Raw genomic sequence first — 13,925 nt, forward strand, 5'->3', positions numbered from 1 at the left:
TGGCCCCCTGCTATATCCGCCGCCGGTCATCGGGGGCGTAGATTGAGCGAGCATCGGATTTTGCGACTGGGCGAGACGCTGTCGGCGGCGGCCCGCGCCCTGCCTCGCCTGTGGCGCGGGGCCTGCGGCGCGATCGTGCTGGCGGCCGTGGTCTGGAGCCCCAAGCCGCTGGCGACGGGCCCGGCGGGCCTGATCTGGGCGGCGTGCGCTCTGGCCTCGACCCTGGTGCTGGCGGGCGCGCTGGCGCGGATTGCGATCACGGACGATCTGGTCGAGGCGCGACGCTTGGGCCTGGGGCCGGTTGGGTTGCAGTTCGGAAGGCCAGAGGTCCGGCTGCTGGGCGCGGGTCTGCTGTGCGCCATCTTTCTCGCCATGATCCTTTCGGTCGTGGCCCTGGTCCTTTTGGCCGTGTTCGGCATGGCCGAGTTAAACGCCCAGGCCATCGAGATGCGCCAGTGGAGCGCGGTGGGGCCGGCGTGGAAGCTGATCCTGCTGGCGGTCGTCACGGCCTTCGCTCTGTTCGCTGTGGTCGCCTTCACGATGCGGCTGTCCTTGTTCGCGCCGGCGACGATCGGGCGCGGGCAGATGGTGTCGCTGCAGTGCATGAGCATCGCGCGCGGCGGCTTCTGGCCCCTGATGGTCGGGCTTGTCGTTACGGCGGCGCCGAAGATCGCGCTGGTGTTGCTGTGGGGCGCGGGGCTGCTGTCGGGGACGGCGGGCTGGATCGTGTTCGCCGTCGTGCTGACGGGCTTGCAGGCGCCGCTGACGATGGCCTTCGTCGGCGCCGCCTATCGCCGGCTCGACGCACAGGGTTGAGGTCGGCCTCGGCCAGATTTTGGCGGCTGCTTTTCTGAAACTTGACGGATCAGCGGTGATCTTGGCTAGCTGGCTTGCAACTGGAGATCACCATGCTACTGGCCGCCTTGATGGCAGGGTTCCTCATGCAGGACGCCCAGCCGGCATATCCCGCCACACCTCAACAGTTCGAAGGTCGGCGGTCCGGCTTCGTCCAAGGCACGCTCAATGTCGCCATAGGTGAGCGGGCGACCCTGCGTCGCAACGCGAACGGAACCTACGACCTGATCAAGGTCGACCGCATCGAGGTTGGCGATGTCCTGCCGCCTGCCGAGGGTTCACGCGGCCCGCTGAATGAGGCGGCGCCCGGAACGGTCAGGTTCGGACTGCACGCGCGCCGGGACGTGGGTTCGGTGCTGAAGGTCGAGAACAGTCAGGGCGAGGGCCTGAAGTATTCCGGCTTCATCGTCAGGTATGTGGGCGGTCAGGCGCGAGGGCCTGCCGAAACCTCAGTCTGCACTGTGCCCGCGGGGATGGTCAGCTACGAACGGTGGAATGAGCCCGTCATCCAGATCGTGGTCGGCGGATTGCAGACTTCGGCAGACGCCGTGCCGACGTGCCCTCCTCACGTCGAGCAATCATCGGGCACGTCGTCATCGCCGCCATCGGTCAGGCCTTCGTGAGCTCCTCAGAAACCGAATAGGCCGCCTCGGTCTTGGCGGCGACTTCGTCGAGGGTGACGCCGTCGGCCAGTTCGATCAGCTCGAGGCCTGCGCCGTCCGGCTTGACGTCGAAGGTGGCCAGGTCGGTGATGATGCGGCTGACCACGCCCGTGCCGGTCAGGGGCAGGGTGCAGGCCTTCAGCACCTTGGACTGGCCGTGCTTGTTGGCGTGTTCCATGACCACGACGACGCGCTTGACGCCGGCGACCAGGTCCATGGCGCCGCCCATGCCCTTCACCAGCTTGCCGGGGATCATCCAGTTGGCGATGTCGCCGTTTTGGGCCACTTCCATAGCGCCCAGGATCGACAGGTTGATGTGTCCGCCGCGGATCATGGCGAAGCTGTCGGCGCTGGAGAAGTAGGAGGATTCCGGGATCTCGGTGATCGTCTGTTTGCCGGCGTTGATCAGGTCGGGATCCTCGTCGCCTTCATAGGGGAAGGGGCCCATGCCCAACATGCCGTTCTCGGACTGCAGGGTCACGGTCATGCCGGCCGGGATGTAGTTGGCGACCAGGGTGGGGATGCCGATGCCGAGGTTCACATAGAAGCCGTCCTGGAGCTCCTGGGCGGCGCGTTCGGCGAGTTGTTCGCGGGTGCGGGGCATGATCAGACCTCCGATCCGGCGGCGGCGCCGGCGGCACGTTGACGGACGGTGCGCTGTTCGATTCGCTTTTCGGACACGGTCCGAACCAGGCGGTCGACATAGACGCCCGGCGTGTGGATGTGGTCGGGATCGAGCGCGCCGACGGGGACGATCTCCTCGACCTCGACGACCGTGACCTTGCCGGCCGTGGCCATCATCGGGTTGAAGTTGCGGGCGGTCTTGCGGAACACCAGGTTGCCGCGCTCGTCGGCCTTCCACGCCTTGACGATGGACAGGTCGGCGACCAGGCCGGTCTCCATGACGTAGTCGCGGCCGTTGAAGTTGCGGACCTCCTTGCCCTCGGCGACCAGGGTGCCGACGCCGGTGGCGGTGAAGAAGGCGGGGATGCCCGCGCCGCCGGCGCGGATGCGCTCGGCCAGCGTCCCTTGCGGGTTGAACTCAAGCTCCAGCTCGCCCGCGAGATACTGGCGCTCGAACTCCTTGTTCTCACCGACGTAGGAACTGATCATCTTGGCGATCTGGCGGGTGCCCAGCAGTTGGCCCAGGCCGAAGCCGTCGATGCCGGCGTTGTTGGAGATGACCGTCAGGCCCTTGACGCCGCTGTCGCGCAGGGCGGCGATCAGGTTCTCGGGGATGCCGCACAGGCCGAAGCCGCCGGACATGACCGTCATGCCGTCGAAGGTCAGCCCCTCCAGCGCGGACGTAACGTCAGCGTAGATCTTTCCCATCGCTCTCCCTTTTTTCACTGCCTGATGAATATCGGCTTTTGACCACGCCTAACGCGGGGGCGGGCGGGGGGCAAGACGCGGCGTCGATCCGACGCGGCGATTTCAGACAGTGAAGGCGAAAAACAGAGTCTGATTCGTCTAATTCATCTGAAATGACGGCGAGCCGGGTTCGAAAAAGAGAGTGCAATTGGTGCACTTTCTACGGAATCGGTCGTCGCGGGAGGAGGATGTCGGCATCCTTGGGGTTGCGTTCAAGAGGGCGGAGGGATCCGTAGGGGCCGAGGCGTCGTATTGCCGTCAAGCCTGCAGCAAGATCCGACGATCGAGGACGCCGATGAACCTGACCAATGTCGCCATTCGCCAGCTTCAGGACGCGCCATTCCCGGACTTCGTGACGCGTCCGGCGATCGACAGCCTGGTGACGGAGGCCAGAAAGCGTCTGGATCGCGACGGCCCGCATGACGAGGCGGCCTTCGCGCGCGAAATGGCCCAGCGCGCCATCGCCGAACATACGGATGCGGCGAACCAGCAGCATTACGAACTGCCGCCCGAGTTTTTCCAGCTGTGCCTGGGCAAGCGGCTGAAATACTCCTGCTGCCTCTATCCCACGGGCCGCGAGACGCTGGATCAGGCGGAAGAGGCGGCGCTGGCCGAGACCTGCGCCCATGCCGATCTGAAGGACGGTCAGACGATTCTGGAGATGGGCTGCGGCTGGGGCTCGCTGTCGCTGTGGATGGCCGAGACCTATCCGAATTCGAAGATCACGGCCGTGTCGAACAGCCACGGCCAACGCGGCCATATCGAAGCCCAGGCGGCGGCGCGGGGCCTGACCAATCTGACGGTCATCACCCAGGACATGAACGCCTTCGACACCGAGCAGCGCTTCGACCGCATCGTCTCGGTCGAGATGTTCGAGCATATGGCCAACTGGCGCGCCCTGCTGACCAAGGCGCGGGGCTGGCTAAAGGACGACGGGCGGATGTTCATCCACGTCTTCACGCACCGCGACGCGCCCTATCGGTTCGACCATACCGACAGCGGCGACTTCATCGCCCAGCATTTCTTCACCGGCGGCGTCATGCCCAGCCACGGCCTGATCCGACAGTTTCCGGACCTGTTCGCGGTCGAGCAGGAATGGACCTGGAACGGCGGTCACTATGCGAAGACCGCCAACGACTGGCTAACGAACATGGACCGGAACGCCCCGCGGATCGCGGTGTTGATGCGTGAGACCTATGGAGACGACGCCAAACTTTGGACCCGTCGCTGGCGACGCTTCTATCTGGCGACGGCCGGTCTGTTCGGAAACGACGAGGGCCGCACCTGGGCGGTCAGCCACTATCGACTGAAGCCGGTTTAAGGGAGACGAGGATGATCAAATATGTCGCGGCCTATCTCGGGGCCGGCCTGACCTTTGCAGCCATCGATTTCGTCTGGCTGACCACCATGACGAACCGGCTGTATAAGCCCGTCATCGGGCCGATTATGGCCGACAAGCCGGACATGAAGGCGGCGGTGGCCTTCTATCTGATCTCCATTGCCGGGACCGTGTTCCTAGCGATCGCTCCGGCCCTGAAGGAGGGGAACTGGACGCGGGCGGCGATCAACGGGGCGGTGCTGGGCTTCGTCGCCTACGCCACCTACGACCTGACCAATCAGGCGACCCTGGCGGTCTGGCAGACCAAGCTGACGATCATCGATTTGATCTGGGGCACGACCCTGACGATGCTGTCGGCGACCGGCGGCTATTTCGCCGCGCGCTGGGCCGAGGGCCGTTTCGGCTAGGCCGCCCGACTGCCCCGCGCTTGCGATTGCAGCCGTGCGTGTCTAAAGCTCGCGCCAGGGTTGATCGCGGGGGCGACAGTTGGGGGATGGCAGGCACCGATTGATGTCGGCGCGCGGCGCGGCTGATGCGGGCTGGGTCTATGGCGCGCATGTCGCCCGCTATGTCTCGCCGCTGCTGCTCTATCCGGTTCTGACGCGACGACTGGGGCTGGAAGAGTTCGGGGTATTCGCCTCGGCCATCGCCCTGGCCTTGGTGGTGTCGGTGGTCGTAGATTATGGGCAGTCGCTTTCGGGGCCGCGCGACGTCGCCGGAGCCGTCGAAGGGCCCGGCGTCCCGGTCGGTCAGGCCCTGGCGATGCGCGGCGTGCTGATCCTGCCCGCCGCTGTGGTCGGCGTCGGCCTGGCGGCCTTCAATCCGGTTCTGGAAGGGGCGAGCGGCGTCGTGGCGATGGCGGTCGTGCTGGGGATCGGGCAGGGGGCCAGCCTACTGTGGTTCTTCCAGGGCATTCGCGATCCCGGTTTGGCAGCGATGCTGGAGGTTGGCTTCGCTATAGCCGCGACGGGAGTCGTTCTGGCGATGCCCGGTCTGAGCGTCGGCGGCGTGATGGCCGTCCAGGCGGGCGGTGTCTGGGCCGGCTTGGTCGCGACCGGCATCCTGTTGTTGCGACGGCAGAGGGTTCAAGCGCCGGAGCGGGGCTTCGTGAGGCGCGCCCTGATCCAGGGCGGTCCGCTGTTCGCCAGTCGAGCGGTCATCGTCGCCTATACGGGGGCGGGCGTTCTGGTCGTCGCGGCGCTGGCCGGGCCGGCGCAGGCGGCCTTTTACGGGGCGGCGGACCGGCTGGTCGCGGCGTCCGGATCGCTGATGCGGCCGCTGGCCGGTCTGATTGCGCCCCGGATCGCCGGACTGCTGGGACAGGATTCGGCGGCGGCGTTTCGCACGGCGCGGTGGACGCTGGCTGCATCGACGGGGGCGTTCGTGCTGCTGGCGGCGGGACTGACGCTGGCGGCGCCGCTGCTGATCCGTCTGTTGTTCGGGCCGGGGTTTGCGGGCGCCGTCGAGGTGCTGCGACTTCTGGCCTGGGTGTTGCCGCTGGTGGCCGTCAGCCAGGTGCTGGGGCTGCATCTGATGAACCCGCTGCGGATGGATGGACGGTTCGCGCTGATCGTGGCGCTGGGCTGTGTCGCGACGCTGGGGCCGGCGGTGGTGCTGGCGCCCGGCCTTGGCACGGCCGGTATGGCGGGCGCGCGGATCATCGGCGAGGCGGCAGTGGTCGTGGCGTGTCTGATCGGGTTGAGGGCGCATTGGGGGGCGTTGTTCCAGACCGGCAGGAGGCGCGATGTCCCGGCGATATGACTGGCTGATCGTCGGCGCCGGTTTCACCGGGGCGGTGGTCGCCGAACGACTGGCGCGCGGGCTGGACCAGTGCGTGCTGGTGATCGATCAGCGCGACCATGTCGGCGGCAATGCGCACGACCGGCGCGATGCGGGCGGGCGGCTGATCCATCCCTATGGCCCGCACGTCTTCCACACCAACAGCGCGCGCATCTTCGACTATCTGAGCCAGTTCACGGCATGGCGGCCTTATGCCCATCGGGTTCAGGGGCAGGTGGATGGACGGCGGGTTCCGCTGCCGTTCAATCTGGATTCGATCGAGACGCTGTTTCCTGCCGCGATGGCCGAGCGGATGATGCAGGCCCTGGTCCAGAGGTTCGGTTTCGGGACGCGGCCCAGCATCCATGACCTGCGACAGGCGGGGGACGATCCGGATCTGAGGCTGCTGGGCGACTATGTCTTCGACAAGGTGTTCGCCGGATACACCGCCAAACAGTGGGGTCTGCCGGTCGAGGCGCTGGACGCCTCGGTCACCGCGCGGGTGCCGATCGCGATCAGCCGGGACGATCGCTATTTCGTCGACCGCCATCAGGCCATGCCGCGCGACGGCTATGGGCCGCTGTTTGAGCGGATGCTGGATCATCCGAACATCACGGTGTCGCTGAACACGCCGATGGATCAGGTGGGGGCGGGGTCGTGGGACCGGATGGTCTATTGCGGCGCGCTGGACGACTATTTCGGCCGGTCGGTCGGGGCCTTGCCCTATCGTAGCGTGCGGTTCGACCATCAGGTCGTGGACGTCGAGGACGGCCTGCCGGTCGGGACAGTCAACTATCCCAACGACTTCGACTTCACGCGCATCACCGATTTCCGCCACCTGACCGGCGAGAGCGGTCCGACGACGGCGACGGTGACCGAATATCCGATGGCTTATGAGGCGGGCGTGAACGACCCCTATTATCCGATCCTGATGGAGGCGTCGCGCGCGTTGGCGGTGCAGTATCGCGCGATGGCGGCGACGCTGGCGGGCAAGGTGTGGTTCGCCGGACGGCTGGCCGATTTTCAGTATTACAACATGGACCAGGCGGTCGGGCGGGCGCTGAGCCTGGTCGAGAAGTCGCTGGCGCCGGCCATCGCTCGGATGGCGGCATGAGCACGTCGGTTTGGGCGGTGGTGGTGACGTGGAACCGGCGCGCCCTGCTGGAGCAATGCCTGGCGCACCTGATCGCCCAAACGCGGCATTGCGACGGGGTGGTGGTGGTCGACAACGCCAGCGACGACGGCACCGCCGAGATGCTGGCCGACGCCTGGGCGGGGCAGGCGATGGTGGTGCGGATGCCGGTCAACACCGGCGGGGCGGGCGGCTTCAACGCCGGCATCCGCGCGGCCATCGAGGCCGGGGCCGATCGGGTGTGGCTGATGGACGACGACGTGCTGCCGGCGCCGGATGCGCTGGAGGCCTTGCTGGCGGCGGAAGCGGGGCTGGCGGACGAGGGCGTCGTTCCGGCCTTCCTGTGTTCCAGCGTGAGGTCGCCTGAGGGGCATCTCACCAACACGCCCGAGATCGATCGGCGCGAGAATGCACTGGGCTATCCGGCCTGGGGCGAGCGGCTGGAGCAGGGGATGGCGCCGGTGCGGCAGGCGACGTTCGTGTCGGTCCTGGTCAGCCGGGCGGCGGTGATGCGGCACGGCCTGCCGTTGGCGCCCATGTTCATCTGGGGCGACGATACGGAATATACGCTGCGGCTGTCGCGCGACGAGCCGGGCTATCTGGTCGCGGCTAGCCGGGTTGAGCATGTGCGCGCGGCGCCGGGACGGCTGACCATCGAGACCGAGCCGGATGCGCGGCGCGAGCGGCTGCATCGCTATCTGACGCGCAACGTCATCCTGGCCAAGCGGCGGCACGAGGGACGGCGCTCTGCGCTGCGCTATGCCGCATCACGGCTGAGGCTTGCGGGGCGGCTGGCGCTGGGCGGACGCTGGCGCAAGGCCGGGGTGCTGGTCGCGGGCGTGGTGGACGGGGCGCGATTCGATCCCGAGGTCGAGCATTGCAGGCCGTCCTGAGCGCATCGCGGCGCGGGACGCTGCGGTGGTCGCAGGTGCGCGCAGCCTATGAGCGGGTGGCCTTGTGCTTGCTGGGCCTAGGCGTGACCTTGCCGCTCTTTCTGACGCCCGGACAGGTCAGCGGGCCCCGGCTGGGCGATCTGGCGCTGGCGGTTGCTGTGCCGCTCGTGGGTGTGACGTGGCGAGGCATGGCGCCGGTTCTGAGGGCGGCGGCCGTGGTCGCGGCGGGCTTTCTGGCGATGACGCTGCTGGTGCAGGTCGCGCAGGGCGGCGATCGGCTGAACGTCGGGGATGCGGCCTTCTGGTTTCGATGGATCACCTCGGCGCTGGCGGCGCCGGCGGCGGCGAGCCTGATCCTGAGGGACGAGCGACGGCGGCACCTGTTCCTCTGGGCCTTGCTGGCGGGCGCGGCGTGTCACCTGGCGACCTACGGGCTGGTGACGCTGGTGGGATTGGAGCCTTTGCAGGCCTTGGGGCTGGCGTCGCCGCGCGCGATGCTGACCACCACGGCCGCACAGGTGCGCCTGACGACCCTGGCCGAGCATCCGAATGCGGCGATGGTGATGATCGGACTGGCGGTTCCGGCAGGCGTGATGCTGGCGGGACGGCGCTGGGCGCGGCGCGGCACCACGTGGGGCGGCGTCGGCGTGGCGGTTCTGGGGTTTGTCAGCACCCTGTCGCGGGGCGGCATGATGGCGGCGATACTGGCGGGGCTGGCGAGGATAATCGTCGGTTGGCGCTGGCGCGAGCGGGTTCGGCCGCTGAGACTTGTGCTGGCAGTCTGCGTGCTGGCGGCGGGCGTGGCGGCTTTGCAGGCGGGGCGGTTCAATCTCGACGGCGGTCGGTTTGCGGGACGGTTCGACAGGGCGGCGCTGCAGGACAATCTGGCCGGAAGGATGCTGACCTGGCGGCGGACAGTCGATCTGGTCGTGGAGCGGCCGATGGGGGCGGGGTGGTCGTCGGCGGACGAGATGGGGGCGTTTCGGGCGCTGTCGGTCAGCCACAACGGCTATCTGTTCACGGCGCGGACGGCGGGCGTGGTGACCGCGCTGGTGCTGCTGGGGCTGCATTTGGCGTCGGCGGCGCGGCTGGACGCGCTGACGCCGCTGTCGGTCTATGTGCTGGCGGCGATGTTCGGAGAGGACCTGACGCAGGGGGCGGGGATGGTCTTCCTGTGCTGTCTGGTGGGCGCCCTGGCGTGGCGAAGGCCGCTGGCGCCGTGAGGGTGCTGATCGTCAACACCCTGTATCCGCCGGCGCAGGTCGGCGGGGCGGAACGCAGCGTGGCGCAGTTGGCCCATGGGCTGAGGCGGGCGGGCGTGGAGGCGTCCGTGCTGACGTTGACGCCGAGGCGCGAGCCGGTGAACGAACGGATCGACGGCGTGCCCGTGCAGCGTCTGCCGTTGCGAAACCTGTACTGGCCGTATGACGGGGCGTGGCGGTCGGCGGTTCGGCGGTCGATCTGGCATGGGCTGGAGGCGGCCAATCCGCTGATGGATCAGGCGGTGGATCGGGCGGTCGCGCGGGTGCGGCCGGATCTGATCCATCTGCACCTGACGACGGGGTTTTCGCTGTCGGTCTATCGCGCGGCGGCGCGGCGGGATCTGCCGCTGGTGCAGACGCTGAGGGACTGGTCGATGCTGTGCGCGCGGGCGTCGCTGTTTCGACGCGGGCAGCGTTGCGAGTGGCGGTGTGCATCATGTGTTCTGCTGACGGCGGGCAAGCGATCACGGTCGCAAGGGGTGGATCATGTCATCGGCCTGAGCGGGCCTGTGCTGGAGACGCATCGGGCGGCCGGCTACTTTCGACGGACGCCGGGGTCGGTGATCGGCAATGCGGCGGGTGCGGCGGCGATCGCGCCAAGACCATCGCTGGCCGAGGCGCCGACGATGCGGTTCGGGTTCTTAGGGCGGGTCGAGCCGGAAAAGGGGATCGAGGTTCTGCTGGCGGCGACCAGAGGGTTGGGCGGCGACTGGACGCTGAATATCGCCGGGCGAGGCGAGGCGGACTACGTGCAGGCGTTGAGGGGGGCGTATGACGATCCGCGCATCGTCTGGCTGGGGCAGGTGGAGGCGGAGGCGTTCTGGCCCAGGGTGGATGTGCTGGTCGCGCCGGCGGTGTGGGCCGAGCCGTTCGGACGCAGCGTCGTGGAGGCGGTTCAGCAGGGACGGGGCGTGATCGCCTCGGGCATCGGCGGCTTGCCGGAGGCGGCGCAGGGGGCGGGCATGTCAGCCCTATTGGAACCGGGGGATGCAGGCGCGCTGACGGCGGCGATGCAGGCGGCTGTGGACCAGCCGGAGCGCTGGCGCTTCGCGGCGGTCGGTGCGCCGGCCTGGACCGAGGCGTCGATCGTCGAGGCGCACAGGGCCGTCTATCGTCAGGTGCTGAGCAGAAGGTCTTCGATGATTTCGGCCGAGCGGGACCAGGCGTAACGATCGGCGCGCCGAAGGCCGGCGTCGCGGCGAGCGACATCGGGTCGACTGAGCATCTCAGCCATATGGGCGGCCAGGGCTGCGTCGTGGGCAGGTTCGAAATAGAGGGCAACGTCGGCGCAGACCTCGCGCGTGGCGGGGATGTCGGAGGCGATGACCGGACAGCCGAGGGTCATCGCCTCCAGCGGCGGGATGCCGAAGCCTTCGTAGAGACTGGGAAAGACCAGGGCGCGCGCGCCGCCGAGCAGGGCGGTGATCTCGGCGTCCGAGCGACGGCCGGCCAAGATCAGGCGCGGGTCGGCCGGGAAGGCGAAACGGTCGAAGACGGCGGGTCGGTCGCCGATGAGGACCAGCCGAACGGCAGGCTCGGCAAGGCGGGAAAGGGCGCGGATGGCGACGGCGAGGTTCTTGTTCGGCGTGAGATTACCCAGGGCCACGAAGTAGGGGCGGGTCGTCAGGACTAGGCTTTCGATGACGGCGGGGTCGGGCGTGATGTTGCGAAGATGGTCGGCGCTATTCGGGGCGACGGCGATGCTGTTGGGCGACAGGTTCAGGACCGAGGCCAACTCGCGCCGGGAGAACTCGGAGACGGTCGCCAACCGCGCCCGGCGCGCCAGGATTCTGTTCAGGGCGCGGTGGAAGGCGGCGTAGCCTGTTCGGAAATGCTCAGGATGACGAAAGACGGCGGCGTCGTGGATGACGACGATGTGCCGCCGGTGCAGCACCGGACCCGAACCCCCTAACGAAAGCAGCCGGCCATGGCGCGCGGTCCAGGCCAGGGCGGTCTGTTCCCAAAGATGGCCGCCCGCGCGCTCTATCTTGCGGGTCGGGATGTTGAGCAGGTTCAGGTTCTCGGCGCCGGGGGGCGTCAGTAGGACGTAACGCTCGGCCGCGCCGGGGCGCTGGTCAAGGGCGCGGACGATCTGACGCGCATAGCGCTGAACCCCGCTCATCGGCTGGGTCAGGAAGCGGCCGTTGATGAAGATGGGCTCAGCCACCCAGGCGTCGGCGAGCGAAGGCGTCGCGGTAGATTTGGACGGTCTGTTCGGCCATGCGTGAGGCGGACAGCAGGCCCGGCGCAATCGGCAGGGGAACGACGCGGCTGGCCAGCGCGGTGCGCATCGCCTCGGCCAGATGATCGGGCGAGGCGTCGACGGGCAGGCGGTCGATGCGCGCGCCGGCCTGGATCAGACGCCCGATCCCGCCGACGTTGGTGCAGACGATCGGCAGGCCCAGGGCGGCCGCCTCGATCATGGCGTAGGAATCGGCCTCATAACGGCTGGTCATGGCGAAAAGATCGAAGCCCGCCATCAGCGGCGCAGCGTCGCGTGCGCCCAGCAGACGTAGGGCGTCGCCGGCGGCGGTCCTGACCGACGGGGCCAGGTCGCCATCGCCGATCATGACGCCGGTGATGCGCGGATCGATGGCGTTCGCCCGGCGGACGGCGTTGGCGAACCGGACGGGGTCTTTCTGGGTGCAGAACCGGCCGACGAAGCCGATGACCAGAGCGTCGTTGGGAACGCCGAGGACCTGGCGGGCGGCGAGACGATCGTTGGCGGGCGGGGAGGCCAGGCCGTTGGGAACGACGTGCAAGCGGTTCCCGCCGAGCCCCCAGCGACGGGCGACGGCGGCTTCTTCGTCAGAGACGGCGATGATGGCGTCGCCGGACCGGGCCAAAAGCGCCTCAGCCGCGCCGGCGCTGATCGTCGCCAGGCTGGCCGGGCCCATCATCGGCAGGGCGTGAGGGGTGTAGATCTTGGCGGCGCCGGGCGCGTGGGCCAGGCGGACCAGGGCGCCGGCCTTGGCGCTGTGGCCGTGAACGATCTCGAACGGGCCGAGGCTGGCGATCAGTCGGTTCAGGGCGTGAAGGGCGGCGACGTCCCACGGTCCGACGCTGCGGCGCATCGGCAGACGTTCATTGGCGTGGAGGGGAAGGGCGGCGACCCCGGCCTCGAACCAGGGCTCGGCGCGGCGCGGCGACCAGATCAGGGACACCTGATGGCCGCTTCCGATCAGGGCGTGGGCCAGATCGACCACATGACGCCCCGAGCCGCCGCCGGACGGCTCGATGACCAGAAGAATGCGCAATGTCGTCCCCCGACGATGGCTCAGCGTTGCAACTGAAAGCCATCACCGAGAAACGTCAAGATTGCGCACATTCTCGTTGCGCGAAATCTAATCCGAGTTGGACGAAGTCCAACTCTGCCGCTTTCGCTTTAGTTGACCGTCGCCTTGACGATCTTGCCGGGGCTGCGCGGCGGCTCGCCCTTGGGCAGGGCGTCGACGTGTTCCATGCCCGATTCGACCTGGCCCCAGACGGTGTACTGGCGATCCAGGAAGGTGGCGTCGTCGAAGACGATGAAGAACTGAGAGTTGGCGCTGTTGGGGTCCGAGGTGCGGGCCATCGAGCAGACGCCGCGCACGTGCGGCTCGGCCGAGAACTCGGCCTTCAGGTTCGGCTTCTTGGAGCCCGAGGTGCCGGTGCCGGTCGGATCGCCGCCCTGGGCCATGAAGCCCGGGATCACGCGGTGGAAGACCACGCCGTCGTAGAAGCCTTCCTTGGCCAGTTCGGTGATGCGCTCGACGTGGCCGGGGGCCAGGTCGGGGCGCAGCTTGATGACCACGTCGCGGGCTTCGCCGTCGCCGGTGTCCAGGGTGAAGGTCAGGGTGTCGGCCATGTCGGTCGTCCTCTTTGGGTTGATTTGAGGCGGGACATAGCCCGCAACGCCGGTCGGGGCTATGTGGGAACGATGAGCGAAGACGAAAAGCCCCAAGAGCGCCGCCGGATGGTGAAACCGCCCACCGGCGGGACCGCCGCCGGACGCGGCATGGGCACCAAGATGAAGACGGCCGACACCAAGTCGATGTCGAGCCAGCAATGGATCAAACGCCAGCTGTCGGACAAATGGTCCGAAAAGGCGCGGGCCGAAGGCTGGCGCTCGCGCGCGGCCTTCAAGCTGATCGAGATCGACGACAAGTTCCGGCTGATCAAGCGCGGGTCAAAGGTCATCGACCTGGGCGCGGCGCCCGGCGGCTGGGTCCAGGTGGCGTTGAACCGGGGGGCGGGCGCGGTGGCGGGCGTGGACCTGCTGATGATCGCGCCGATCCCGGGCGCGACCCTGCTTCAGGCCGATTTCACCCATCCGGGCGTGGACCAGCAGTTGATCGACGCCATCGGCGGGGCGCCGGACCTGGTTCTGTCGGACATGGCGCACAATACGGTCGGGCATCGCCAGACGGACCATTTGAAGATCATCGCCCTGATCGAGATCGCCGCTGACTTCGCCATCCGCACGTTGCGGCCCGGCGGCAACTTCGTCTCCAAGAACTTCCAGGGCGGGGACGCAGGCGGGGTTCTAACGCGGCTTCGCGAGGAGTTCGAGACCGTGAAATACGTCAAGCCGGCGTCGAGCCGTAAGGACAGCGCCGAGGTGTTTCTGGTCGCGCTCAATAAGCGCTGACG

The 13,925-nt window shown here is 68.0% G+C and carries 15 protein-coding genes; 10 read left to right on the forward strand and 5 right to left on the reverse strand.

The features are described from left to right. The first annotated feature begins 42 nt into the window (after positions 1–42). A complete protein-coding gene (locus QRN13_RS13725) occupies positions 43–816 on the forward strand; it encodes a hypothetical protein (RefSeq protein WP_284878347.1) in 774 nt (257 codons plus the stop codon). A gap of 92 nt (positions 817–908) precedes the next feature. Beyond that, positions 909–1,478, forward strand: a complete 570-nt coding sequence (locus QRN13_RS13730) for a hypothetical protein (RefSeq protein ID WP_284878348.1) — start codon at positions 909–911, stop codon at positions 1,476–1,478. Here the strand turns inward: QRN13_RS13730 and QRN13_RS13735 are convergent. Beyond that, positions 1,465–2,121 carry a 3-oxoacid CoA-transferase subunit B gene (locus QRN13_RS13735; protein WP_284878349.1) on the reverse strand — a complete coding sequence of 219 codons (657 nt, stop codon included), beginning with the start codon at positions 2,119–2,121 and terminating at the stop codon, positions 1,465–1,467. The genes QRN13_RS13730 and QRN13_RS13735 overlap by 14 nt on opposite strands. 2 nt (positions 2,122–2,123) lie before the next feature. After that, entirely contained in the window at positions 2,124–2,849 is a 726-nt protein-coding gene (locus QRN13_RS13740; protein ID WP_284878350.1) for a CoA transferase subunit A, read from the reverse strand. A gap of 334 nt (positions 2,850–3,183) precedes the next feature. On the opposite strand from QRN13_RS13740, the gene QRN13_RS13745 reads away from it, so the two are divergent. The 7 genes from QRN13_RS13745 to QRN13_RS13775 all read left to right on the forward strand — a co-directional run bounded on the left by QRN13_RS13745 (position 3,184) and on the right by QRN13_RS13775 (position 10,462). Then, positions 3,184–4,209: an SAM-dependent methyltransferase gene (locus QRN13_RS13745; protein ID WP_284878351.1), complete on the forward strand. Its 1,026-nt coding sequence runs from the start codon at positions 3,184–3,186 to the stop codon at positions 4,207–4,209. A gap of 11 nt (positions 4,210–4,220) precedes the next feature. Continuing rightward, positions 4,221–4,634, forward strand: a complete 414-nt coding sequence (locus QRN13_RS13750) for a DUF2177 family protein (protein ID WP_039245498.1) — start codon at positions 4,221–4,223, stop codon at positions 4,632–4,634. A 103-nt stretch (positions 4,635–4,737) separates the two neighbouring features. Further along, positions 4,738–5,988, forward strand: coding sequence for an oligosaccharide flippase family protein (locus QRN13_RS13755; protein WP_284878352.1), 1,251 nt, complete (start codon positions 4,738–4,740; stop codon positions 5,986–5,988). After that, positions 5,972–7,120: a UDP-galactopyranose mutase gene (gene glf / locus QRN13_RS13760; protein WP_284878353.1), complete on the forward strand. Its 1,149-nt coding sequence runs from the start codon at positions 5,972–5,974 to the stop codon at positions 7,118–7,120. The genes QRN13_RS13755 and glf overlap by 17 nt, the downstream gene beginning before the upstream one ends. Next, on the forward strand, positions 7,117–8,031 hold the full coding sequence (locus tag QRN13_RS13765) for a glycosyltransferase family 2 protein (protein ID WP_284878354.1): 915 nt from the start codon (positions 7,117–7,119) through the stop codon (positions 8,029–8,031). Before glf ends, QRN13_RS13765 begins: the two co-directional genes overlap by 4 nt. A gap of 35 nt (positions 8,032–8,066) precedes the next feature. After that, entirely contained in the window at positions 8,067–9,254 is a 1,188-nt protein-coding gene (locus QRN13_RS13770; RefSeq protein WP_284878356.1) for an O-antigen ligase family protein, read from the forward strand. After that, positions 9,230–10,462 carry a glycosyltransferase gene (locus QRN13_RS13775; RefSeq protein WP_284878357.1) on the forward strand — a complete coding sequence of 411 codons (1,233 nt, stop codon included), beginning with the start codon at positions 9,230–9,232 and terminating at the stop codon, positions 10,460–10,462. The genes QRN13_RS13770 and QRN13_RS13775 overlap by 25 nt, the downstream gene beginning before the upstream one ends. Here QRN13_RS13775 and QRN13_RS13780 read toward each other — a convergent pair. From QRN13_RS13780 to QRN13_RS13790, 3 genes are all read right to left on the reverse strand, one after another. After that, positions 10,408–11,460 carry a glycosyltransferase family 4 protein gene (locus tag QRN13_RS13780; protein ID WP_284878359.1) on the reverse strand — a complete coding sequence of 351 codons (1,053 nt, stop codon included), beginning with the start codon at positions 11,458–11,460 and terminating at the stop codon, positions 10,408–10,410. The two genes, QRN13_RS13775 and QRN13_RS13780, sit on opposite strands and share 55 nt — an antisense overlap. After that, positions 11,453–12,550 carry a glycosyltransferase family 4 protein gene (locus tag QRN13_RS13785; RefSeq protein ID WP_284878360.1) on the reverse strand — a complete coding sequence of 366 codons (1,098 nt, stop codon included), beginning with the start codon at positions 12,548–12,550 and terminating at the stop codon, positions 11,453–11,455. Before QRN13_RS13785 ends, QRN13_RS13780 begins: the two co-directional genes overlap by 8 nt. Before the next feature lie 128 nt (positions 12,551–12,678). Beyond that, complete coding sequence (locus tag QRN13_RS13790; RefSeq protein ID WP_017504078.1) at positions 12,679–13,140, reverse strand: peptidylprolyl isomerase; 462 nt, start codon at positions 13,138–13,140, stop codon at positions 12,679–12,681. A 72-nt stretch (positions 13,141–13,212) separates the two neighbouring features. Here QRN13_RS13790 and QRN13_RS13795 point away from each other — a divergent pair, with 72 nt between their 5' ends. Continuing rightward, positions 13,213–13,923, forward strand: coding sequence for an RlmE family RNA methyltransferase (locus QRN13_RS13795; protein ID WP_284878361.1), 711 nt, complete (start codon positions 13,213–13,215; stop codon positions 13,921–13,923). The last annotated feature ends 2 nt before the right edge of the window (positions 13,924–13,925 follow it).

It is taken from the genome of Brevundimonas sp. MEB006b (assembly GCF_030209705.1).
Taxonomy (GTDB): domain Bacteria; phylum Pseudomonadota; class Alphaproteobacteria; order Caulobacterales; family Caulobacteraceae; genus Brevundimonas.

What these genes read in the sequence shown, in the direction of transcription:
- QRN13_RS13750 (WP_039245498.1), top strand. Translation starts at nt 4,221, where the DNA reads ATGATCAAATATGTCGCGGCCTATCTCGGGGCCGGCCTGACCTTTGCA.
- QRN13_RS13730 (WP_284878348.1), top strand. Translation starts at nt 909, where the DNA reads ATGCTACTGGCCGCCTTGATGGCAGGGTTCCTCATGCAGGACGCCCAG.
- QRN13_RS13795 (WP_284878361.1), top strand. Translation starts at nt 13,213, where the DNA reads ATGAGCGAAGACGAAAAGCCCCAAGAGCGCCGCCGGATGGTGAAACCG.
- QRN13_RS13765 (WP_284878354.1), top strand. Translation starts at nt 7,117, where the DNA reads ATGAGCACGTCGGTTTGGGCGGTGGTGGTGACGTGGAACCGGCGCGCC.
- QRN13_RS13745 (WP_284878351.1), top strand. Translation starts at nt 3,184, where the DNA reads ATGAACCTGACCAATGTCGCCATTCGCCAGCTTCAGGACGCGCCATTC.
- QRN13_RS13735 (WP_284878349.1), bottom strand. Translation starts at nt 2,121, where the DNA reads ATGCCCCGCACCCGCGAACAACTCGCCGAACGCGCCGCCCAGGAGCTC.
- QRN13_RS13755 (WP_284878352.1), top strand. Translation starts at nt 4,738, where the DNA reads ATGTCGGCGCGCGGCGCGGCTGATGCGGGCTGGGTCTATGGCGCGCAT.
- glf (WP_284878353.1), top strand. Translation starts at nt 5,972, where the DNA reads ATGTCCCGGCGATATGACTGGCTGATCGTCGGCGCCGGTTTCACCGGG.
- QRN13_RS13740 (WP_284878350.1), bottom strand. Translation starts at nt 2,849, where the DNA reads ATGGGAAAGATCTACGCTGACGTTACGTCCGCGCTGGAGGGGCTGACC.
- QRN13_RS13790 (WP_017504078.1), bottom strand. Translation starts at nt 13,140, where the DNA reads ATGGCCGACACCCTGACCTTCACCCTGGACACCGGCGACGGCGAAGCC.